23 protein-coding genes and 1 pseudogene are annotated in these 21788 nt (G+C 41.5%); 23 read left to right on the top strand and 1 reads right to left on the bottom strand.

Going from position 1 to position 21788, the window contains the following annotated elements; translation table 11 throughout:
• Positions 1–31: 31 nt before the first annotated feature.
• The 16 genes and pseudogenes from purF to purB all read left to right on the top strand — a co-directional run bounded on the left by purF (position 32) and on the right by purB (position 13411).
• Entirely contained in the window at positions 32–1474 is a 1443-nt protein-coding gene (gene purF / locus QM424_RS08040; protein WP_414394107.1) for an amidophosphoribosyltransferase, read from the top strand.
• A gap of 318 nt (positions 1475–1792) precedes the next feature.
• Complete coding sequence (purM, locus tag QM424_RS08045; RefSeq protein WP_414394109.1) at positions 1793–2815, top strand: phosphoribosylformylglycinamidine cyclo-ligase; 1023 nt, start codon at positions 1793–1795, stop codon at positions 2813–2815.
• Positions 2812–3363, top strand: a complete 552-nt coding sequence (purN, locus tag QM424_RS08050; protein WP_414394111.1) for a phosphoribosylglycinamide formyltransferase — start codon at positions 2812–2814, stop codon at positions 3361–3363. The genes purM and purN overlap by 4 nt, the downstream gene beginning before the upstream one ends.
• A gap of 44 nt (positions 3364–3407) precedes the next feature.
• Complete coding sequence (locus tag QM424_RS08055; protein ID WP_414394113.1) at positions 3408–3872, top strand: GNAT family N-acetyltransferase; 465 nt, start codon at positions 3408–3410, stop codon at positions 3870–3872.
• A 1-nt stretch (position 3873) separates the two neighbouring features.
• Positions 3874–4027, top strand: a pseudogene (locus tag QM424_RS08060) (bifunctional phosphoribosylaminoimidazolecarboxamide formyltransferase/IMP cyclohydrolase); the annotation flags it as partial.
• A gap of 71 nt (positions 4028–4098) precedes the next feature.
• Complete coding sequence (locus QM424_RS08065; protein WP_414394115.1) at positions 4099–4608, top strand: VanZ family protein; 510 nt, start codon at positions 4099–4101, stop codon at positions 4606–4608.
• A gap of 24 nt (positions 4609–4632) precedes the next feature.
• Positions 4633–6180, top strand: a complete 1548-nt coding sequence (gene purH / locus QM424_RS08070) for a bifunctional phosphoribosylaminoimidazolecarboxamide formyltransferase/IMP cyclohydrolase (protein WP_414394117.1) — start codon at positions 4633–4635, stop codon at positions 6178–6180.
• Positions 6181–6301: 121 nt separating this feature from the next.
• Complete coding sequence (purD, locus tag QM424_RS08075; protein ID WP_414394119.1) at positions 6302–7564, top strand: phosphoribosylamine--glycine ligase; 1263 nt, start codon at positions 6302–6304, stop codon at positions 7562–7564.
• A 93-nt stretch (positions 7565–7657) separates the two neighbouring features.
• Entirely contained in the window at positions 7658–7774 is a 117-nt protein-coding gene (locus QM424_RS08080; RefSeq protein WP_414394121.1) for a phosphoribosylaminoimidazole carboxylase, read from the top strand.
• Positions 7775–7803: 29 nt separating this feature from the next.
• Entirely contained in the window at positions 7804–8295 is a 492-nt protein-coding gene (purE, locus tag QM424_RS08085) for a 5-(carboxyamino)imidazole ribonucleotide mutase (protein ID WP_414394123.1), read from the top strand.
• Positions 8282–9373, top strand: a complete 1092-nt coding sequence (purK, locus tag QM424_RS08090) for a 5-(carboxyamino)imidazole ribonucleotide synthase (RefSeq protein WP_414394125.1) — start codon at positions 8282–8284, stop codon at positions 9371–9373. The genes purE and purK overlap by 14 nt, the downstream gene beginning before the upstream one ends.
• 9 nt (positions 9374–9382) lie before the next feature.
• Entirely contained in the window at positions 9383–9610 is a 228-nt protein-coding gene (locus QM424_RS08095; protein WP_414394127.1) for a phosphoribosylaminoimidazole carboxylase, read from the top strand.
• Positions 9611–9658: 48 nt separating this feature from the next.
• On the top strand, positions 9659–10531 hold the full coding sequence (locus QM424_RS08100) for a ribonuclease H1 domain-containing protein (RefSeq protein ID WP_414339000.1): 873 nt from the start codon (positions 9659–9661) through the stop codon (positions 10529–10531).
• Positions 10532–10540: 9 nt separating this feature from the next.
• On the top strand, positions 10541–11698 hold the full coding sequence (locus QM424_RS08105) for a hypothetical protein (protein WP_414339003.1): 1158 nt from the start codon (positions 10541–10543) through the stop codon (positions 11696–11698).
• A gap of 26 nt (positions 11699–11724) precedes the next feature.
• Complete coding sequence (locus QM424_RS08110; protein ID WP_414339006.1) at positions 11725–12087, top strand: type II toxin-antitoxin system RnlB family antitoxin; 363 nt, start codon at positions 11725–11727, stop codon at positions 12085–12087.
• A gap of 28 nt (positions 12088–12115) precedes the next feature.
• Positions 12116–13411 (top strand): adenylosuccinate lyase, encoded by a 1296-nt coding sequence (purB, locus tag QM424_RS08115; protein ID WP_414394129.1) that lies wholly within the window; start codon positions 12116–12118, stop codon positions 13409–13411.
• 212 nt (positions 13412–13623) lie between these two features.
• Here purB and QM424_RS08120 read toward each other — a convergent pair whose 3' ends face one another.
• Entirely contained in the window at positions 13624–14340 is a 717-nt protein-coding gene (locus tag QM424_RS08120) for a GntR family transcriptional regulator (protein WP_001007194.1), read from the bottom strand.
• Positions 14341–14659: 319 nt separating this feature from the next.
• Here QM424_RS08120 and QM424_RS08125 point away from each other — a divergent pair, with 319 nt between their 5' ends.
• From QM424_RS08125 to QM424_RS08155, 7 genes are all read left to right on the top strand, one after another.
• Positions 14660–16447 (top strand): glycoside hydrolase family 35 protein, encoded by a 1788-nt coding sequence (locus QM424_RS08125; protein ID WP_414394131.1) that lies wholly within the window; start codon positions 14660–14662, stop codon positions 16445–16447.
• The gene (locus QM424_RS08130) at positions 16444–16920 is read left to right on the top strand and encodes a PTS sugar transporter subunit IIB (RefSeq protein ID WP_414394133.1); all 477 of its coding nucleotides are present in this window, start codon (positions 16444–16446) and stop codon (positions 16918–16920) included. Before QM424_RS08125 ends, QM424_RS08130 begins: the two co-directional genes overlap by 4 nt.
• Positions 16921–16946: 26 nt before the next feature.
• Positions 16947–17852, top strand: coding sequence for a PTS mannose/fructose/sorbose/N-acetylgalactosamine transporter subunit IIC (locus QM424_RS08135; protein ID WP_000617019.1), 906 nt, complete (start codon positions 16947–16949; stop codon positions 17850–17852).
• A complete protein-coding gene (locus QM424_RS08140) occupies positions 17839–18660 on the top strand; it encodes a PTS system mannose/fructose/sorbose family transporter subunit IID (protein WP_000185294.1) in 822 nt (273 codons plus the stop codon). The genes QM424_RS08135 and QM424_RS08140 overlap by 14 nt, the downstream gene beginning before the upstream one ends.
• Positions 18661–18663: 3 nt before the next feature.
• A complete protein-coding gene (locus QM424_RS08145; RefSeq protein WP_173224697.1) occupies positions 18664–19068 on the top strand; it encodes a PTS sugar transporter subunit IIA in 405 nt (134 codons plus the stop codon).
• 98 nt (positions 19069–19166) lie between these two features.
• A complete protein-coding gene (locus QM424_RS08150) occupies positions 19167–20333 on the top strand; it encodes an SIS domain-containing protein (RefSeq protein ID WP_414394136.1) in 1167 nt (388 codons plus the stop codon).
• Between the two features lie 116 nt (positions 20334–20449).
• On the top strand, positions 20450–21487 hold the full coding sequence (locus QM424_RS08155; protein WP_414394138.1) for an aldose epimerase family protein: 1038 nt from the start codon (positions 20450–20452) through the stop codon (positions 21485–21487).
• Positions 21488–21788: the final 301 nt, after the last annotated feature.

Here is a 21788-nt window from a genome sequence, read left to right on the forward strand (position 1 = left end):
GTGCTACACAAATAAAAATTAGGTATATAAAATGACATACGAAGTAAAATCTCTTAATGAAGAATGTGGTGTTTTCGGTATCTGGGGACATCCAGATGCTGCTAAATTGACCTATTTTGGTCTCCATAGTCTTCAGCACCGTGGTCAGGAGGGGGCAGGAATCCTCTCCAATGACCAAGGGAAACTAAAGCGGCATCGCGATATGGGTCTTCTATCAGAAGTCTTCAGAAATCCTGCTAACTTAGATAAATTGACAGGAACTGGTGCGATTGGGCATGTTCGTTACGCGACTGCTGGCGAAGCTTCTGTAGATAACATCCAGCCCTTCCTCTTCCGTTTTCACGATATGCAGTTTGGCTTGGCTCATAATGGAAATCTGACCAATGCAGCCTCTCTCAAGAAAGAATTGGAAGATAGAGGAGCGATTTTCAGCGCGACTTCGGACTCGGAAATCTTGGCTCATCTCATTCGTCGCAGTCATAATCCTAGCCTGATGGGCAAAATCAAGGAAGCGCTCAGCCTTGTCAAAGGTGGTTTTGCCTATATCTTGCTGTTTGAGGATAAGTTGATTGCAGCTCTTGACCCCAATGGTTTCCGTCCGCTTTCTATCGGGAAAATGGCCAACGGAGCGGTGGTTGTTTCCTCTGAAACCTGTGCTTTTGAGGTTATTGGTGCTGAATGGATTCGTGATTTGAAGCCAGGTGAGATTGTGATCATTGATGACAAGGGCATCCAGTATGATAGCTATACAGATGATACTCAGTTAGCAATCTGTTCTATGGAGTATATCTATTTTGCCCGCCCTGATTCTAACATTCATGGTGTCAATGTTCATACGGCACGTAAACGTATGGGTGCTCAATTGGCGCGTGAATTCAAGCATGAGGCGGATATCGTGGTCGGTGTGCCCAATTCTTCCCTCAGCGCGGCTATGGGATTTGCGGAAGAGTCCGGGCTACCAAATGAAATGGGCCTCATCAAGAATCAATACACCCAACGCACCTTTATCCAACCGACTCAAGAATTGCGGGAGCAAGGGGTGCGGATGAAACTCTCTGCTGTTTCTGGTGTTGTAAAAGGCAAGCGTGTGGTTATGATTGATGACTCTATTGTACGTGGAACAACCTCTCGTCGGATTGTTCAACTCTTGAAAGAAGCGGGTGCGACTGAGGTTCACGTTGCTATTGGTAGTCCAGCGCTAGCTTATCCATGTTTCTACGGGATTGATATCCAAACCCGTCAGGAGCTGATTGCGGCCAATCATACGGTTGAAGAAACGCGTCAAATCATTGGTGCGGACAGTCTGACCTATCTTTCTGTTGAGGGGTTGATTGATTCAATTGGTATTGAAACAGATGCACCAAATGGTGGTCTTTGCGTGGCTTATTTTGATGGTGACTATCCAACACCTCTCTATGACTACGAGGAAGATTATCGTCGAAGTTTGGAAGAAAAGACTAGTTTTTACAAATAGACAATAGATCCTCCATTAAAGAAAAGGAATATAAAAATGACAAATAAAAATGCTTATGCCCCACGTCTCACTACTGACTAAAAGCTAAAGCATTTGTCAGTAGACGCTTTCTCCTATGGGGCAAAGCTAGAACCCTGACTAGTATTTTTATACTCTTCGAAAATCAAATTCAAACCACGTCAGCTTCACCTTGCCGTACCCAAGTACAGCCTGCGGCTAGCTTCCTAGTTTGCTCTTTGATTTTCATTGAGTATTAGATAAAATAATTGTTTATCTAAAAATACGTCACAATCTTTCTCAAAGAAAAGGAACATAAAAATGACAAGTAAAAATGCTTATGCCCAGTCGGGTGTGGATGTTGAAGCGGGTTATGAAGTTGTTGAACGGATTAAAAAGCACGTAGCTCGTACGGAGCGTGCAGGTGTCATGGGAACTCTGGGTGGCTTTGGTGGTATGTTTGACCTTTCAAAGACTGGGGTTAAAGAACCCGTCTTGATTTCAGGAACTGATGGTGTCGGAACCAAGCTCATGCTGGCTATCAAGTACGACAAGCATGACACGATTGGGCAGGACTGTGTGGCCATGTGTGTCAACGACATTATTGCTGCAGGTGCGGAGCCCCTCTATTTCCTCGACTATGTGGCAACTGGCAAGAATGAACCAGCTAAACTAGAACAAGTGGTTGCTGGTGTGGCAGAAGGCTGTGTGCAGGCAGGTGCTGCCCTCATTGGTGGGGAAACAGCTGAAATGCCTGGCATGTACGGCGAAGATGACTATGACTTGGCTGGTTTTGCGGTCGGTGTGGCTGAAAAATCTCAAATCATTGACGGTTCAAAGGTGGCAGAAGGAGATATTCTTCTCGGACTTGCTTCAAGTGGGATTCATTCTAATGGTTACTCTCTCGTCCGTCGTGTCTTTGCGGATTACACAGGTGAGGAAGTCCTACCAGAATTGGAAGGCAAGAAACTCAAGGAAGTTCTTCTGGAGCCGACTCGTATCTATGTTAAGGCTGTCTTGCCGCTCATCAAGGAAGGGTTGGTCAATGGTATTGCCCACATTACAGGTGGTGGCTTTATTGAGAATGTCCCTCGTATGTTTGCAGCTGATTTGGCTGCAGAGGTTGAGGAAAGCAAAGTTCCAGTGCTTCCAATTTTCAAAGTCCTTGAAAAATATGGTAAAATCAAACATGAAGAAATGTTTGAAATCTTCAATATGGGTGTGGGACTCATGCTGGCAGTTAGCCCTGAAAATGTAGGTAGTGTCAAAGAATTGCTGGATGAACCAGTCTATGAAATTGGTCGTATCGTCAAGAAAGAAAACGAAAGTGTCATCATCAAATGAAAAAAATAGCGGTTTTTGCCTCTGGTAATGGCTCAAATTTTCAGGTGATAGCGGAACAATTTCCAGTGGAGTTTGTCTTTTCAGACCATCGTAATGCCTATGTGCTCGAACGTGCAGACAAGCTCGGCGTTCTGTCCTATGCTTTTGAACTCAAGGAGTTTGAAAGCAAGGCAGACTACGAAACAGCCATTGTGGAACTCTTGGAAGAACATCAGATTGACTTGGTTTGCCTAGCAGGCTACATGAAAATTGTTGGGCCAACCTTATTAGCAGCTTATGAAGGCCGAATCATCAACATTCATCCAGCCTACCTGCCAGAATTTCCAGGAGCTCATGGGATTGAGGATGCTTGGAATGCTGGTGTTGCTGAGAGCGGCGTGACCATTCATTGGGTGGATTCAGGTGTGGATACAGGAAAGGTTATCAAACAAGTCCGTGTACTGCGACTAGCTGATGATACGATTGAAAGTTTTGAAAATCGGATTCATGCCACCGAGTATCAGCTCTATCCTCAAGTGTTGGAGAGTTTAGGGGTGGGTAGAAGATAAGAAGTAAATCAAGTTTTGATTTTGCAATATTGCTAGGAGAAAAAATGATTGAGATAAAATTAGTAGATGAGAGCAGTTTTCAGGCAGTGCTGGATTTGAAAATATCTGAAGCTGATGAACGAGCACGTTTCGTGTCTCCAAATGTACGCTCTTTAGCTGACGCATGGCTCTACCGAGAGAATGGGGATGTGTTTCCAATGGCAATTTATTGGAATGAGCTTGTAGTTGGTTTTCTCCTGTTGGAAATAGATAAGGATGAAGCGGAATACTTTATCTGGCGGATAATGATTGGCCAGCAGTACCAAGGAAGAGGTTATGGACGAAAAGCCGTGGAATTTCTGATCAAAAAGGCTCAGATGGATAGCGATTGCAATCATATTATCGCAGATTATGTGGTTGGAAATGAAAAAATGAAGCACCTGTTGACTAGTTTGGGTTTTCAGGAAACAGGATTTATAGAAGAAAATAATGAAGTCGCTATGCGCTTGGACCTAAAGAAAGAGGAATAGAATGACGAAAAAAGCTTTAATCAGTATCTCAAACAAAGAGGGTATTGTTGAATTTGCCCAAGAACTTAAAAAAACTCGGTTGGGACATCATCTCAACAGGTGGAACCAAGGTTGCCCTTGATAATGCTGGGGTGAGCACCAGTGCCATTGATGATTCATAAGATATCTTTGATTCAAAATTGGAGTCAGTGATTGTTGAAGACGGCTTCAAACGGAGGTATTTGTAATGTTAGAATCTAAAAAAACAACTCGATATGTATTTTATGTCTATCTGATGTTATTAACTTGGGGAATCTTATTTAAGTTTGAGACCAATCCTGAATTTATAGCATTTTTCTTAGCTCCAAGGTACATCAATTGGATTCCATTTTCAGAACCACTAATAGTAGATGGAAAAATTGTTTTTGCTGAAATGTTATTTAATCTGATTTCCTTTATTCCATTAGGTGTTTGTTTCCCTCTGATAAAAACTAATTTATCTAGTTTAAGAATAGTCGGGACAGGTTTCTTGATTGGTCTATTGTTTGAGTGCTTACAGTATATTTTAGCAATAGGTATAACAGATATCACGGATTTGACTTTAAATACGCTAGGTGTTTGTGTAGGCTTACTGATTTATCAAATTTTTATAAGAGTGTTCAAATCACAGACTAGAAAATGGGTCAATATCTTAGGTATGCCTAGCCTTGGTTTTGCTTATTTTGTTTTACTGTTACTGCATTTAATTGGTGTTTAACTAATGATTAAAAAGGAGAATATAATGACTAAACGCGCCTTAATCAGCGTCTCAGACAAAGCGGGCATTGTTGAATTTGCTCAAGAACTCAAAAAACTTGGTTGGGATATTATCTCGACAGGTGGGACAAAGGTTGCCCTTGACAATGCTGGGGTGGAGACCATTGCGATTGATGATGTGACTGGTTTTCCAGAAATGATGGATGGTCGTGTCAAGACCCTCCATCCAAATATCCACGGTGGGCTCCTTGCTCGGCGCGACTTGGATAGCCACCTAGAAGCGGCTAAAGATAATAAGATTGAATTGATTGACCTTGTAGTGGTCAACCTTTATCCTTTCAAGGAAACGATTCTCAAACCAGACGTAACTTACGCTGATGCCGTTGAAAACATCGATATCGGTGGGCCATCTATGCTTCGCTCGGCAGCGAAGAATCATGCCAGCGTGACGGTTGTGGTAGACCCTGCTGACTATACAGTGGTTTTGGACGAGTTGTCAGCCAATGGTGAAACGACTTACGAAACGCGTCAACGTTTGGCAGCCAAAGTTTTCCGTCACACAGCGGCTTATGATGCCTTGATTGCAGAGTATTTCACAGCTCAAGTCGGAGAAAGCAAACCTGAAAAGCTCACTTTAACATATGATCTCAAACAAGCTATGCGTTACGGTGAGAATCCTCAACAAGACGCGGATTTCTACCAAAAAGCTTTGCCAACAGACTATTCGATTGCTTCAGCGAAACAGCTCAACGGGAAAGAATTGTCATTCAATAATATCCGTGACGCTGATGCGGCCATTCGTATCATCCGTGATTTTAAAGACCGTCCAACCGTTGTGGCTCTCAAACACATGAACCCATGTGGAATCGGTCAGGCTGATGACATCGAGACTGCTTGGGACTACGCTTATGAGTCTGACCCAGTGTCTATCTTTGGTGGTATCGTTGTTCTCAACCGTGAGGTGGATGCTGCGACAGCTGAGAAGATGCACGGCGTTTTCCTTGAAATCATCATCGCACCAAGCTATACGGATGAAGCGCTAGCCATTTTGACCAACAAAAAGAAAAACTTGCGTATCCTTGTCTTGCCATTTGATGCTCAAGAGGCCAGTGAAGTGGAAGCAGAATATACAGGTGTTGTCGGTGGACTCCTGGTGCAAAACCAAGACGTGGTCAAGGAAAGCCCAGTTGACTGGCAAGTGGTGACCAAACGTCAGCCAACTGAGACAGAAGAGACAGCTCTTGAGTTTGCTTGGAAGGCTATTAAATACGTCAAATCAAACGGTATCATCGTGACCAATGACCACATGACACTGGGTGTTGGTCCAGGTCAGACTAACCGTGTGGCTTCTGTTCGTATTGCCATTGACCAAGCTAAAGACCGTCTGGACGGCGCTGTTCTTGCTTCGGATGCCTTCTTCCCATTTGCGGATAATGTGGAAGAAATCTCCAAAGCAGGTATCAAGGCCATCATCCAGCCAGGTGGGTCCGTCCGTGACCAAGAGTCTATCGAAGCTGCGGATAAATATGGCTTGACCATGGTCTTTACAGGCGTGAGACATTTTAGACATTAAGAACGTTGAAGGGAAGAAAACAGTTTCTTTCCTTTTTTGCGTAAAAATGCGGAGTGAAACAAGATTAAAACGAACGTTTGTGATATAATGTTAGTAAATAATTCGCAAAAGAGGTTGAGAAATGAAGCTACTTGTTGTCGGTTCGGGTGGTCGTGAACATGCGATTGCTAAGAAGTTGCTTGAGTCAAAAGAGGTAGAAAAGGTTTTTGTTGCTCCTGGGAATGATGGGATGACTCTGGATGGTTTGGAGGTGGTAAATATCTCTATTTCCGAACATTCTAAATTGGTTGAGTTTGTAAAAGCCAACGATGTTGCTTGGACCTTTATAGGGCCAGATGACGCCCTTGCGGCTGGTATCGTGGATGATTTCCATGCAGCTGGTCTCAAAGCCTTTGGTCCGACAAGATTGGCAGCTGAGCTGGAGTGGTCCAAGGATTTTGCCAAGGAAATCATGGTCAAATACGGCGTTCCGACAGCAGCCTATGGCACATTCTCAGATTTCGAGGAAGCTAAGGCCTATATCGAAAAGCAGGGTGCACCTATCGTAGTCAAGGCGGATGGCTTGGCGCTTGGGAAGGGTGTTGTCGTTGCTGAGACAGTCGAGCAAGCAGTCGAAGCAGCTCACGAGATGCTTTTGGACAATAAATTTGGTGACTCAGGTGCGCGTGTGGTTATTGAGGAATTCCTTGAAGGAGAGGAATTTTCACTCTTTGCCTTTGTCAATGGGGACAAATTCTACATCATGCCAACGGCTCAGGACCATAAACGTGCCTACGATAGCGATAAGGGGCCTAACACTGGTGGGATGGGTGCCTATGCACCAGTTCCTCACTTGCCACAGAGCGTGGTGGACACAGCAGTGGAGACTATTGTCAAGCCAGTTCTTGAAGGGATGATCAAAGAAGGTCGTCCGTATCTTGGTGTCCTTTACGCAGGGCTTATTCTGACAGCTGATGGACCTAAGGTCATCGAGTTCAACGCTCGTTTTGGAGATCCTGAAACGCAAATCATCTTGCCTCGTTTAACATCTGACTTTGCACAAAATATTACGGATATCATCGATGGCAAGGAGCCAAACATCACCTGGACGGACAAGGGTGTGACTCTGGGTGTGGTTGTCGCATCCAACGGTTATCCGTTAGACTATGAAAAAGGTGTCAAGTTGCCATCCAAGACAGAAGGCGACATTATCACCTATTATGCAGGGGCTAAGTTTGCGGAAAATAGCAGAGCACTGCTATCAAACGGTGGACGTGTCTACATGCTCGTCACCACAGCAGACACCGTTAAAGAAACCCAAAACACTATCTATCAAGAACTCGCTCAACAAAAAACAGAAGGCCTTTTTTACCGAACCGATATCGGAAGCAAGGCGATTAGATAAAGATATAAGAAAAAGCGACGCAGTCGCAAAGTACAATAATGGTCGCATAACTTGCGAGCGTTAGCGAACTAATATATAACAATCACCGCCGTTGTGAAAAAACGATTGGATGACAATCCAATCGTTCAGGGAAATTGGAAGACCTTGGGCTTCCAATTTAGGCATGAGACACCTTTGGTGGCTGCTGCCGTCCCTCACAACCTAAGGTGATTGTTGAAAAAGAAGAAAAAGGAAAAATTATGACTAAACCAGTAATTTCCATCATCATGGGCTCCAAATCCGACTGGGCAACCATGCAAAAAACAGCAGAAGTCCTAGACCGCTTCGGTGTAGCCTACGAAAAGAAAGTTGTTTCTGCCCACCGTACACCAGACCTCATGTTCAGACATGCGGAGGAGGCTCGTAGCCGTGGCATCAAGGCCATTATCGCAGGTGCTGGTGGCGCAGCCCATTTGCCAGGTATGGTCGCAGCTAAAACAACCCTTCCTGTCATCGGGGTGCCTGTCAAATCGCGTGCCCTTAGTGGCGTGGATTCACTCTACTCTATCGTGCAGATGCCGGGTGGGGTGCCTGTTGCGACAATGGCTATCGGTGAAGCTGGTGCGACAAATGCGGCTCTCTTCGCCCTCCGTCTTCTTTCAGTAGAGGATCAAGCTATCGCGACGGCTTTGGCAGATTTTGCAGAAGAACAAGGAAAAATCGCAGAGGAGTCGACGAATGAGCTCATCTAAAACAATCGGAATTATCGGTGGCGGCCAGCTGGGCCAAATGATGGCTATTTCTGCTATCTACATGGGCCACAAGGTTATAGTGCTGGATCCTGTGGCTGATTGCCCAGCCTCTCGTGTGGCGGAAATCATCGTGGCTCCTTATAACGATGTGGATGCTCTTCGTCAGCTGGCAGAGCGTTGCGATGTCCTCACCTATGAGTTTGAAAATGTCGATGCTGACGGTTTGGATGCTGTCATTAAGGATGGTCAGCTCCCTCAAGGGACAGACCTACTCCGTATTTCTCAAAATCGCATTTTTGAAAAGGATTTTCTCTCAAACAAGGCTCAAGTCACTGTAGCACCCTACAAGGTTGTGACTTCAAGTCAAGATTTAGCAGATATCGATCTATCGAAAAACTATGTCCTTAAGACTGCGACTGGTGGCTATGACGGACATGGTCAAAAGGTCATTCGCTCAGAAGCAGATTTGGCAGAAGCCTATGCGCTGGCTGATTCTGCAGACTGTGTTTTGGAAGAGTTTGTCAATTTTAACCTTGAAATTTCTGTCATTGTGTCGGGAAATGGTAAGAACATGACGGTTTTCCCAGTTCAGGAAAATATCCACCGCAACAACATTCTTTCAAAAACCATTGTGCCTGCTCGCATTTCAGAAAGTCTAGCTGAAAAAGCAAAGGTTATGGCAGTGCGAATTGCTGAACAACTGAACTTGTCTGGAACCCTTTGTGTGGAAATGTTTGCGACCGCTGACGACATTATCGTCAATGAGATTGCCCCACGACCACACAACTCTGGGCACTACTCGATTGAAGCTTGTGACTTTTCACAGTTTGACACGCATATTTTGGGTGTTCTCGGAGCACCATTGCCAATTATCCAACTACATGCGCCTGTCGTCATGCTCAACGTACTCGGTCAGCATGTCGAGGCTGCTGAAAAATATGTCACAGAAAATCCAAGCGCCCACCTCCATATGTATGGTAAAATAGAAGCGAAGCACAATCGCAAGATGGGGCATGTGACTGTGTTTAGTGATACGCCGGATAGTGTGGAAGAGTTTGGGAAAGGGATTGATTTTTAGGTGAAGTCTATGATTCAAATCATCGTCAATGCTTTTGTTGAAAAGGATAATACTGGAGCAGTCGTTGAAGTCTTGTATGCTAGTAGCGATCATGAAAAAGTGAAAGCTAAGCATGAAGAACTAGTTGCACAATATCCTGAAAACTATTTGGCGATTTATGATTTGCCATTGGATACAGATTTGAATAAACTATATCACTATCCATCGGTGTTTATTGGGAAAGAGGAGTTTGAGTGATCCTCTAACTTGAGTCCTTAAGAAAATGAAAGATAGGTGAAAGAAAATATGAAATATTACGCCGTAAAGTTAGGCAGACAAACTGGAATTTTTGAGACATGGGGAGAAGCGGAAGCACAGGTTAAAGGATTTCCTAATGCAAAGTTTAAATCGTTCTCTTCGTTTGAGGAGGCTAAATCTTATCTTGAAGATTCTAATCAGAGCCAATCTAGTAATCTAGTTGAGTATGAAGCTTATGTAGATGGCTCTTTTGATAAAAATAAAAATATATATGGTTCAGGTGTAGTTATAATTAAGAATAATGAAGTGATAGAAAAAATTTCATTTTCGGGCTCTGATGAAAAATATATTGAAAGCTATCAGGTTGCAGGAGAGGTAAAAGCAGCCCTTCGAGCGATGGAATGGGCTGTTAACCATAATATTTCTTCAATTGCTATCTATTACGACTATGAGGGAATAAGATCATGGGCTTTAGGAGAATGGAAGACAAATAAAGCCGTCTCTAAAGACTATAAATATAAATTTGATGTACTTTCTAGGAGAATCGATGTATATTTTAAAAAGGTAAAGGCTCATAGCGGGGTATACTTCAATGAACTTGCTGATGAATTGGCAAAAAGTGCAGCATTAGGAAGAGTATTTATTTCTGAAACTAATGAGGAAAAAAGTAATGTCGAATCTAATCTATCTGAATTTTTAATGAACTCGGATTCTGCTGATAATCAAGGAAATTTAATTTACATAAATGATTTTATAGTCAGTGATAAAAGAATTGTGAAGTTTATAAAAGATAAATGGAAGTCGAATGGAAGAAAGGTTGGAGAAATAAAAAAACTAACTTATGAATTGGATTTCAATAAAAAACTATTGACTGCCAAAATTGAAGCAGATGAGGTTACAGAATATAGAATAGAGTGGTAGGAGTATGTGATGGGAAAAGGATATATGAATCTTAGACTGAATCGAGAAGAAATAATTGACTCTGTAAAGAGCTTCTTTGCTTCAAAGAGTGAATTAGAAGCAAAGGTTGCCGATATTTTTGAGGAAATAAATTCGAAAAATGGTCAAAATAGATGTATAGTGAATACAAATCAAGGTGAATTTTTTCTTGATGTCTATTTCAAAAAAGATGGTAAGACAACTCTTATGAGTAATGGAGGAGACAGCAAATTTCTTAAATTGAGAGAAGAGTTGTGTGATTATATTGTCGAAAGTTGTAAAAATAATGAAAATCAGGCAAGTTCACAGGTTCCATGGTTTACGGCTAAAAATCTGATTAATGAAGATGTTGAGACTGTAATTAGCCTAATTGAGGATTCTGAGTATTGTAAAGAAGAATTGTCTCATTCTAAAAACAATGGATATCCAGCATGGAAGTTTAGAGGAGTTCAAGGTGAAAGTCTAACAATTACCTATTATAATAAAAATGATGATGGAAATGGTAAGCTTCTCTTACAAGGTAAACCAGAGTTATTATTTTTAGAATCAATTGAAATAATAACTCAGCTATTTGATACCGATGAGATTAGTACTAAGTTAAATGAGAGCGGATTTTTCGAAAGTCAGATTGATGACTCAATTATTCAAAATGATATTTTCAAGCTAATGCCAAATTCTTTTGATAAATTACCTAGTGATCAGTTGAGAAAAACTGTAAAACAAGCAGTTATATTTAAAAATTTTAAATCTAAGTGGGAAGATTATACAGTGTACACTTTTCCAGCTTATCGTGCTTTAGAGGGGCACTATCGCTTTATTCTAAGTGAATGTAATATAGAGTATAACGGAACCGCTATAAGTATATGGAAAGATAGCATTAGAGATGCTAACTATCCTCGTATATTAAAAGAAGATAATAATAATGCAGTGATTCAAAAATTTGGAGCTAAAAGTGAGGACTTTAAAAAATATCTCACGGATGTAAATAGAATAATAAAAGATGAAAGAAATAAGTATTTTCATTGGGAAAAATTTGAACTAGGAGTGCAGTTGGATGAAACTGCATTGATTGAAGATGAGGAGATGGCTAGAGCAATTATTGTAAAATGCTTGACTAAAATTGAAGAATATTATAAACTGTTCTATTAATATTAAAATTAAAAGGGAGTAAGAGAATGTTTCATATAATAAAAATTGATTTGGAGAAATATTCGGCAATTATCTATTCGTGTTCTTATGATTCTCCTGTTTCTTACCTCTTTGATATTGAAAACAAGGTAAAAGAATTAGGTATTGAAGAAGGCTATATTCTATTTGATACCTTACTAAGTAAAGGAAATATTTCTACAAGATTTTTTGAGGCAAAGTTTGAAGATGGAAAATTTATCAAATCATCTTTTAAAACTATTGAAGTTGCAAAAAATTCAAAAATTAGAAAAAAAGCTTGTGAATTTTATAGAGAGTCTGGGATAAATTTAAATAATTCTTTATTAACAGAGGTACAAAAAAGAATAATCAGCAAAGGATTAGTCTTGTAATGTTCTAATAAATATAGGAGAAACAACCATGATCAACCGTTACTCTCGCCCCGAAATGGCGAATATTTGGAGTGAAGAAAATAAATACCGTGCTTGGCTTGAGGTGGAAATCTTGGCTGACGAGGCATGGGCTGAGTTGGGGGAAATCCCTAAGGAAGATGTGGCTTTAATTCGCGAGAAGGCGGACTTTGACATCGACCGTATTTTGGAAATTGAACAGGAGACGCGCCACGATGTGGTGGCTTTCACGCGTGCGGTTTCTGAGACTCTTGGTGAAGAGCGCAAGTGGGTCCACTATGGTTTGACCTCTACCGACGTGGTGGATACTGCCTATGGTTACCTTTACAAACAAGCCAACGACATCATCCGTCGTGATCTTGAAAACTTCACCAACATCATTGCTGATAAGGCCAAGGAGCACAAGTTCACTATCATGATGGGGCGTACCCACGGTGTGCACGCTGAGCCGACAACCTTTGGTCTTAAATTGGCGACTTGGTACAGCGAAATGAAGCGCAATATTGAGCGTTTTGAGCATGCGGCTGCTGGTGTAGAAGCTGGTAAAATATCTGGTGCGGTTGGTAACTTTGCCAACATCCCACCGTTTGTAGAACAATATGTCTGCGATAAGCTGGGTATCCGTGCTCAAGAAATCTCTACACAGGTCCTTCCTCGTGACCTTCACGCTGAGTACTTTGCAGTTCTTGCCAGCATCGCGACTTCAATCGAACGCATGGCGACTGAGATTCGTGGTTTGCAAAAATCAGAACAACGCGAAGTGGAAGAATTCTTTGCCAAAGGGCAAAAAGGGTCTTCAGCAATGCCTCACAAACGCAATCCTATCGGTTCTGAGAACATGACAGGTCTTGCGCGTGTTATCCGTGGTCATATGATTACAGCTTATGAAAACGTCGCTCTCTGGCACGAACGTGACATCTCTCACTCATCAGCTGAGCGTATCATCACACCTGATACGACCATCTTGATTGACTACATGCTTAACCGTTTTGGAAATATTGTCAAGAATTTGACAGTCTTCCCAGAAAACATGATTCGCAACATGAACTCGACATTTGGTTTGATTTTCAGCCAACGTGCTATGTTGACCTTGATTGAAAAAGGGATGACCCGTGAGCAAGCCTATGACTTGGTACAACCAAAAACTGCCCATTCATGGGACAATCAAGTCGACTTTAAACCACTTCTAGAAGCAGATCCAGAAGTGACCTCACGCCTCACTCAAGAAGAAATCGATGAAATCTTTAACCCAGTTTATTACACTAAACGAGTGGATGATATCTTTGAACGTCTTGGTTTAGGATAATTAAAATAAAATCGAAGTTCTATTACTCTATTCACTGGAGTAGAAGAACTTCGGTTTTTCTTGTTTATTAAAGCTCTTTTGCTAAAAAGATTCCCAATATTTTAGTAAAATTTCAACTAATTTAATCGATCTTCATTGACATATAGAAAATACAGTTTTGATGGGATATAATAATCATAGAAAAAAGCCCAAGCAAGGCTCAGGCTTTCTTCTTAGTGATCACGGTCACATGAAATGAATTTGATTTTGTAGTAATCCGCTCGTTTATAAGTTTCGCTGTAAGCGAGAACCTGACCAGTAGACTCTAATTTAGTAGTCTTGGTTTGTAAAACGCTAGGGAATTGTTCATCGACTCCGAGGACTGAAGCCGCATGTTCTGGAGTTGGGAATGCTATTTCATTGATTTCTTCAAAATGTTCATCATTCATGTGGATGTGATAATCCAATTTGAAACGGTTATAGATAGAGCTATAATATTCAAGATTTGGATAATTTGCGTTGATGTATTGTTCTGGAATATAAGATGTATGATAGATGTATACGACACCATTTGTTTCGCGTACACGTTCAATCTTGTAGTAGAATTGGTTACCGCGTAGTCCAAGTTTTTCTAGGTAGCTTAGTTTGTTTCCACGCTCAATAGAAAGGACGGTCACTTTATCATCTTTAGTTTCAAAAACTTCTACATCAGAAAACTCTACGAGTTTGTGTTTGCGTGCGCGTGAAACGAATGTACCCTTTCCTTGTTGGCGGACAATATAGCCATCTTTGGCAAGGTCGTTTAAGGCGCGGACAACTGTGATAGAACTTACATCATACATAGCGATCAATTCAGCTTCAGTGTAAAATTTATCTCCACTAGCGAATTGGCCAGAAATGATTTTGTTCTTTAATTCATCTTTTATATATTGATACTTTGGAATTGCCATAATTTCACCTCGATTCTCCTTCTCCGTTAAAGATTTTACCATAAAACCGGAAAGAATAGTAGTCTTTTGAATAAAAAAATTAGAATAATAGGCTATAAGGTTAATTTACATAAAAAATAGGAGGTTTTATACATTTTTATACATGTCACCTGTTTGAAGCTATATGTCTGTAAATTCTATATCTTTATAAGTTTTTTGTGTAAAAGTTGGGGAAAAATGAAAAAAATTGTGAAAAGCTATTGACAAATGTAGTGTATTGAGTTATATTCAATATATCAACAAATGAAAGCGTAAACTTAAAATGTCAAAAAGTAAGAATATGACACGATTTGAGATACGAGATGATTTCTATCTCGATGGAAAATCATTTAAGATTTTATCTGGCGCCATTCATTATTTTAGGGTTCCTCCAGAAGATTGGTATCATTCGCTCTATAACTTGAAGGCTCTTGGTTTTAATACAGTAGAGACTTATGTGGCTTGGAATTTACACGAGCCTCGTGAGGGTGAGTTTCACTTTGAAGGAGCTTTGGATTTGGAGCGGTTTCTTCAGATAGCACAAGATTTGGGTCTCTACGCTATCGTTCGTCCGTCACCCTTCATCTGTGCAGAGTGGGAATTCGGTGGCTTACCAGCTTGGCTTTTAACCAAAGATATGAGGCTTCGTTCCTCAGATCCTGCTTATATTGAAGCTGTCGGTCGCCACTATGACCAGCTCTTGTCACGATTGGTTCCACATTTGTTGGACAATGGTGGCAATATCCTCATGATGCAGGTTGAAAATGAGTATGGTTCTTATGGAGAAGATAAGGCTTATCTGAGAGCAATTCGACAGTTGATGGAGGAACGTGGCGTGACCTGTCCACTCTTTACATCAGATGGTCCATGGCGAGCTACTCTGAAAGCTGGAACCTTAATCGAAGATGACCTCTTTGTAACAGGAAACTTTGGTTCTAAGGCACCTTACAACTTTTCACAGATGCAGGAATTCTTTGATGAACATGGCAAGAAATGGCCGCTCATGTGTATGGAGTTCTGGGATGGCTGGTTCAATCGTTGGAAAGAACCGATTATCACACGGGATCCCAAAGAGTTGGCAGATGCAGTTCGAGAGGTTTTGGAACAAGGCTCTATCAATCTTTACATGTTCCATGGTGGTACAAACTTTGGCTTCATGAATGGTTGCTCGGCTAGAGGAACCTTGGATTTGCCACAAGTTACATCTTATGATTACGATGCCCTTCTAGATGAGGAAGGAAATCCAACTGCCAAATATCTGGCAGTCAAGAAGATGATGGCAACACATTTTCCAGAGTATCCGCAGTTGGAACCCCTCTACAAAGAGAGTATGGAGTTGGACGCGATTCCACTAGTTGAAAAAGTTTCCTTGTTTGAAACCTTGGATAGCTTGTCAAGTCCTGTAGAAAGTCTCTATCCTAAAAAGATGGAGGAATTGGGACAAAGTTATGGCTACCTACTTTATCGAACAGAAACAAACTGGGATGCAGAAGAAGAAAGACTTCGTATCATTGATGGTCGAGATAGGGCCCAGCTTTATGTCGATGGTCAGTGGGTCAAAACCCAATATCAGACAGAGATTGGGGAAGATATTTTTTATCAAGGTGAAAAGAAAGCGCTATCTAGGTTAGATATCTTGGTAGAAAATATGGGACGTGTCAACTATGGACATAAGTTCTTAGCAGATACGCAACGTAAGGGAATTCGGACAGGGGTTTGTAAGGATTTGCACTTCTTACTAAACTGGAAACACTATCCACTCCCACTAGATAATCCTGAGAAAATTGATTTTTCAAAAGGATGGACAGAAGGACAACCAGCCTTTTACGCTTATGACTTTACAGTCCAAGCGCCAAAAGATACTTACCTAGACTTGTCTGAGTTTGGTAAGGGAGTTGCCTTTGTCAATGGGCAGAATCTAGGACGTTTTTGGAACGTCGGCCCAACCCTCTCTCTTTATATTCCTCATAGCTATCTCAAGGAAGGTGCCAACCGCATCATTATCTTTGAAACAGAGGGCCAATATAAAGAAGAGATTCATTTAACTCGTAAACCTACACTAAAACACATAAAGGGGGAAAACTTATGACAATTGTAGGATGCCGTATCGATGGACGTTTGATCCACGGACAAGTAGCCAATCTATGGGCTGGAAAACTAAATGTTTCACGTATTATGGTTGTAGACGACGAAGTTGTCAACAACGACGTTGAAAAGAGTGGTTTGAAACTTGCGACACCACCAGGTGTGAAATTGAGTATTTTGCCAATTGAAAAAGCGGCAGCCAATATTCTTGCTGGTAAATACGATAGCCAACGTCTCTTTATCGTGGCTCGTAAACCAGACCGTTTCCTTGGTTTGGTCGAAGCAGGTGTACCCCTTGAAAGCCTTAATGTTGGGAATATGTCTCAAACACCAGAAACTCGTTCTATTACACGTTCTATCAACGTAGTAGACAAGGATGTGGAAGATTTCCACAAACTGGCAGAAAAAGGTGTTAAACTTACTGCTCAAATGGTTCCAAATGATCCAATTTCAGACTTTTTGAGCTTATTAAAATAGGAAAAAATTTTTAGGAGGTCATTGTTATGATACAATGGTGGCAAATTTTACTTCTCACTTTGTACTCAGCTTATCAAATCTGTGATGAGTTGACGATCGTTTCATCTGCAGGTTCCCCTGTATTTGCTGGTTTCATTACTGGTTTAATTATGGGAGATGTGACTACTGGTCTGCTTATCGGTGGTAACTTGCAGCTATTCGTTCTTGGGGTTGGTACCTTCGGTGGTGCTTCTCGTATCGACGCAACTTCTGGTGCGGTTCTTGCGACAGCCTTCTCTGTTTCACAAGGAATTGATACCGCACTTGCGATTACAACAATCGCTGTGCCAGTAGCAACTCTCTTGACATACTTCGACGTTCTTGGACGTATGACAACTACTTTCTTTGCTCACCGTGTGGATGCTGCAATCGAACGCTTTGACTATAAAGGTATTGAACGCAACTACTTGCTTGGTGCGATTCCTTGGGCTTTATCTCGTGCCCTTCCAGTCTTCTTTGCGCTTGCTTTTGGTGGTGAATTTGTACAACACGTAGTAGACTTCGTTACAAAATACCAATGGGTTGCAGATGGTTTGACACTCGCAGGACGTATGCTTCCAGGTCTTGGATTTGCAATCTTGCTTCGTTACCTTCCAGTTAAACGTAACCTTCACTACCTTGCTATGGGATTTGGTTTGACAGCTATGTTGACTGTTCTTTACTCATATGTAACTGGTCTTGGTGGCGCTGTTGCTGGTATCGTAGGCACTCTACCGAAAGATGTTGCTGAAAAAATTGGTTTCGTGAACAACTTCAAAGGTTTGTCTATGATTGGTATTTCTATCGTAGGTATTTTCCTTGCAGTGCTTCACTTCAAAAATAGCCAAAAAGTAGCTGTAGCAGCACCTTCTACACCATCAGAAAGTGGGGAAATCGAAGATGACGAATTCTAATTACAAACTTACAAAAGAAGATTTTAATCAAATCAACAAACGTAGCTTGTTTACTTTCCAATTAGGTTGGAACTACGAACGTATGCAAGCTTCTGGTTACCTTTACATGATCTTGCCTCAATTGCGTAAAATGTATGGGGATGGAACTCCTGAATTGAAAGAAATGATGAAAGTTCATACTCAATTCTTCAATACTTCACCATTCTTCCATACCATTATCGCTGGTTTTGACCTTGCCATGGAAGAAAAAGATGGTGTAGGTTCAAAAGATGCCGTTAATGGTATCAAGACAGGTTTGATGGGACCATTCGCTCCTCTTGGAGATACAATCTTTGGTTCACTTGTACCTGCTATCATGGGATCTATCGCAGCAACTATGGCTATCGGTGGTCAACCTTGGGGTATCTTCCTTTGGATTGCAGTTGCAGTAGCGTATGATATCTTCCGTTGGAAACAGTTGGAATTTGCCTACAAGGAAGGGGTTAACCTTATCAACAACATGCAAAGTACCTTGACAGCTTTGATTGACGCTGCATCTGTACTTGGTGTCTTCATGATGGGTGCTCTTGTAGCAACAATGATCAACTTTGAAATTTCTTACAAATGGGCAATCGGTGAGAAGATGATTGACTTCCAAGACATCTTGAACCAAATCTTCCCACGCTTGCTTCCAGCAATCTTTACTGCCTTTATCTTCTGGTTGCTTGGTAAGAAAGGTATGAACTCTACTAAAGCTATCGGTATTATTATCGTACTTGCTTTGGCTCTTTCTGCCTTTGGTAAATTTGTACTTGGAATGGGCGCATAATTTATGACGCAATCATTAATTTTGGTGAGCCATGGTCGCTTCTGTGAGGAGCTTAAAGGTAGCACAGAAATGATTATGGGCCCACAAGACAACATTTACACAGTAGCTCTTCTTCCAGAAGATGGCCCAGAAGACTTTACTGCAAAATTTGAAGCTGCTATTGAAGGATTGGATGATTTCCTAGTCTTTGCGGATCTTCTCGGTGGAACACCATGTAACGTGGTAAGTCGTTTGATTATGGAAGGTCGTGACATCGAACTTTACGCAGGGATGAATCTTCCAATGGTGATTGAATTTATCAATGCGAGCCTTACAGGCGCAGATGCGGACTACAAGAGCCGTGCTGCAGAAAGCATTGTGAAAGTCAATGATCTGTTAGCGGGCTTCGATGATGACGAAGATGAATAAGATGTGACAACGGAAAATCGTTAGAGCATCTTATATAGAATATACATGGGAATGGGGCTTACTCCCATTCCCATATTTGATAGAAAAAGAGGAACTCAATGCTACATTATACAAAAGAAGACTTGGTCGAATTGGGTGCAGAAATCACTACACGTGAAATCTACCAACAGCCTGATGTATGGAAAGAAACTTTTGAATCTTATCAAGCAAAACGTGAAGAAATTGCAGCCTTCCTACAAGGGATTGCTGATAAACATGACTATATCAAGGTTATCTTGACAGGTGCTGGGACTTCTGCTTATGTGGGAGATACCTTGGTACCATACTTTAAGGAAGTCTATGACGAACGCAAATGGAATTTCAATGCCATTGCGACAACAGATATCGTTGCCAATCCAGAAATCTATTTGAAAAAAGATGTGGCGACTGTCCTTGTATCCTTTGCTCGCAGCGGAAATTCACCTGAAAGTGTGGCGACTGTTGATTTGGCCAAATCCTTGGTGGATGAGCTTTACCAAGTGACGATTACTTGTGCAGCAGATGGTAAATTGGCTCTTCAAGCTCATGGAGATGACCGCAATCTCTTGCTTTTGCAACCAGCTGCCTCTAATGACGCTGGATTTGCCATGACTTCTAGCTTTACGTCTATGATGTTGACGGCTCTCTTGGTTTTTGATCCTACAGAATTTGCTGTGAAAGCTGAACGTTTTGAAGTTGTGTCTAGTCTTGTCCGTAAAGTTTTAGACAATGCAGAAGATGTCAAAGAACTTGTTGACCTAGACTTTAACCGTGTCATCTATCTAGGTGCTGGTCCTTTCTTTGGACTTGCTCATGAAGCTCAGCTCAAGATTTTGGAATTGACAGCTGGTCAAGTGGCGACTATGTATGAAAGTCCAGTTGGCTTCCGTCACGGTCCAAAATCTCTTATCAACGAAAATACAGTTGTTTTGGTCTTTGGTACAACGACAGACTACACTCGCAAGTACGACTTGGACTTGGTTCGTGAAGTTGCTAGTGACCAGATTGCTCGTCGTGTTGTGCTTTTGAGTGATCAAGCCTTTGGTCTTGAAAATGTCAAAGAAGTGGTCCTTGGTTGTGGCGGTGTCTTGAATGATATTTACCGTGTCTTCCCTTACATTGTTTATGCCCAACTCTTTGCCCTATTGACTTCACTCAAGGTAGAAAATAAACCTGATACACCGTCTCCTACAGGTACAGTAAACCGTGTGGTACAAGGTGTTATCATCCACGAATACCAAAAGTAATACTGCGTTTATAGATTCTTGATAAAAGAGTTTGTAAATCATACAAGTAAACCATAGATTGTCAGTAGGCTTTCTATGGTTTGTTTGCTTGAGAGAAATAGTAAAAGGAGAACAGAATGAAAGCATACACAGAGCGTGTATTTGGAAATGTTGAGGGCAAGGATGTCTTGGCCTATCGATTTGAGACAGACGGTGGCTACCAGCTTGAGATTATGACTTATGGTGCGACCATCTTGCGCTATGTCACGCCTGACAAAGATGGAAATTTTGCCAACGTTATCTTAGGTTTTGATGACTTTGCTAGCTATGTAGGCAATAGTCCCAAGCATGGAGCTAGCGTAGGTCCTGTGGCGGGCCGTATCGCAGGTGCGACCTTTGAGCTCAATGGTAAGACCTATGACCTTGAAGTCAACAATGCTAGCAACTGTAACCACAGTGGTTCAACTGGTTGGGATTCCAGCTTGTTTGAACTAGTTGAAGTGAGCGACCATGGTCTGACCCTCTATACAGAGCGTACAGATGGGACAGGGAGATTTCCTGGAAATCTCAAGATTTGGATCAGTTACCACTTAGAAGAAACTGGTGCCTATGAAATCAGCTACAAGGTAACGACCGATCAGGATACGCTGGTCAATCCAACCAACCACAGCTACTTCAACTTGTCTGGTGATTTCACGCAGACGATTGACCGTCATATCTTCCAACTAAACACAGAGGGCATTTACCCAATCGCTCCCGACGGTGTTCCGGCCAAAACTCCAGATGCTAATCGTGATGTGGTTAAACACATCTATAATGGTGCCTTGTTGAAGGATATCTTTGCAGAAGAAGATGAGCAAATCCAGCTGGTATCTGGTTTGGATCATCCATTTGCTCTTCCTGTGGGTCATGACAATGCTGGTTTCCTTTATGACCAAAACTCAGGTCGCTTCCTGCTCTTCAAGACAGAGGCTCCTTGCTTTGTAGTATACACAGCAAATTTTGTGGATGAGAGTGTCATCATAGGAGGTCGGCCAATGGTACAGCACAATGGGATTGCCCTTGAAGCGCAAGCTTTACCAGATGCCATTCACAGTGACCTCAGAGACCAAGTCATTCTCAAAGCCGGTCAAACCTTCACCAGCAAGACACGTTATGAACTTGTTGTGAAGTAAAGAAAGCTGGGAAAAAGTCTTTAAATTTAGAAAAACACATATTGTCGGGTGCTGAAAGTTTGATAATATGTGTTTTATTATGGAAAGATTTATAGTTCGTTGAATCAATAGCAGGACAAATAAGTTTATAAAATATTATGAAAAATCAGTTTGAATTTCTCAATCAACTTGTTCATATTCTATTTCAATCTACTATACTTTCTCTTATCCTGAAATGATGTTATTACTCAGCATCTCTTGAGTTGTCTGACTTGACTTTCTTGATGGAAATTATATAATAGTTGTAATAACAATAATTACA

Origin of the sequence: Streptococcus mitis, from assembly GCF_047464945.1 — a bacterium.
GTDB lineage: Bacteria > Bacillota > Bacilli > Lactobacillales > Streptococcaceae > Streptococcus > Streptococcus mitis_EA.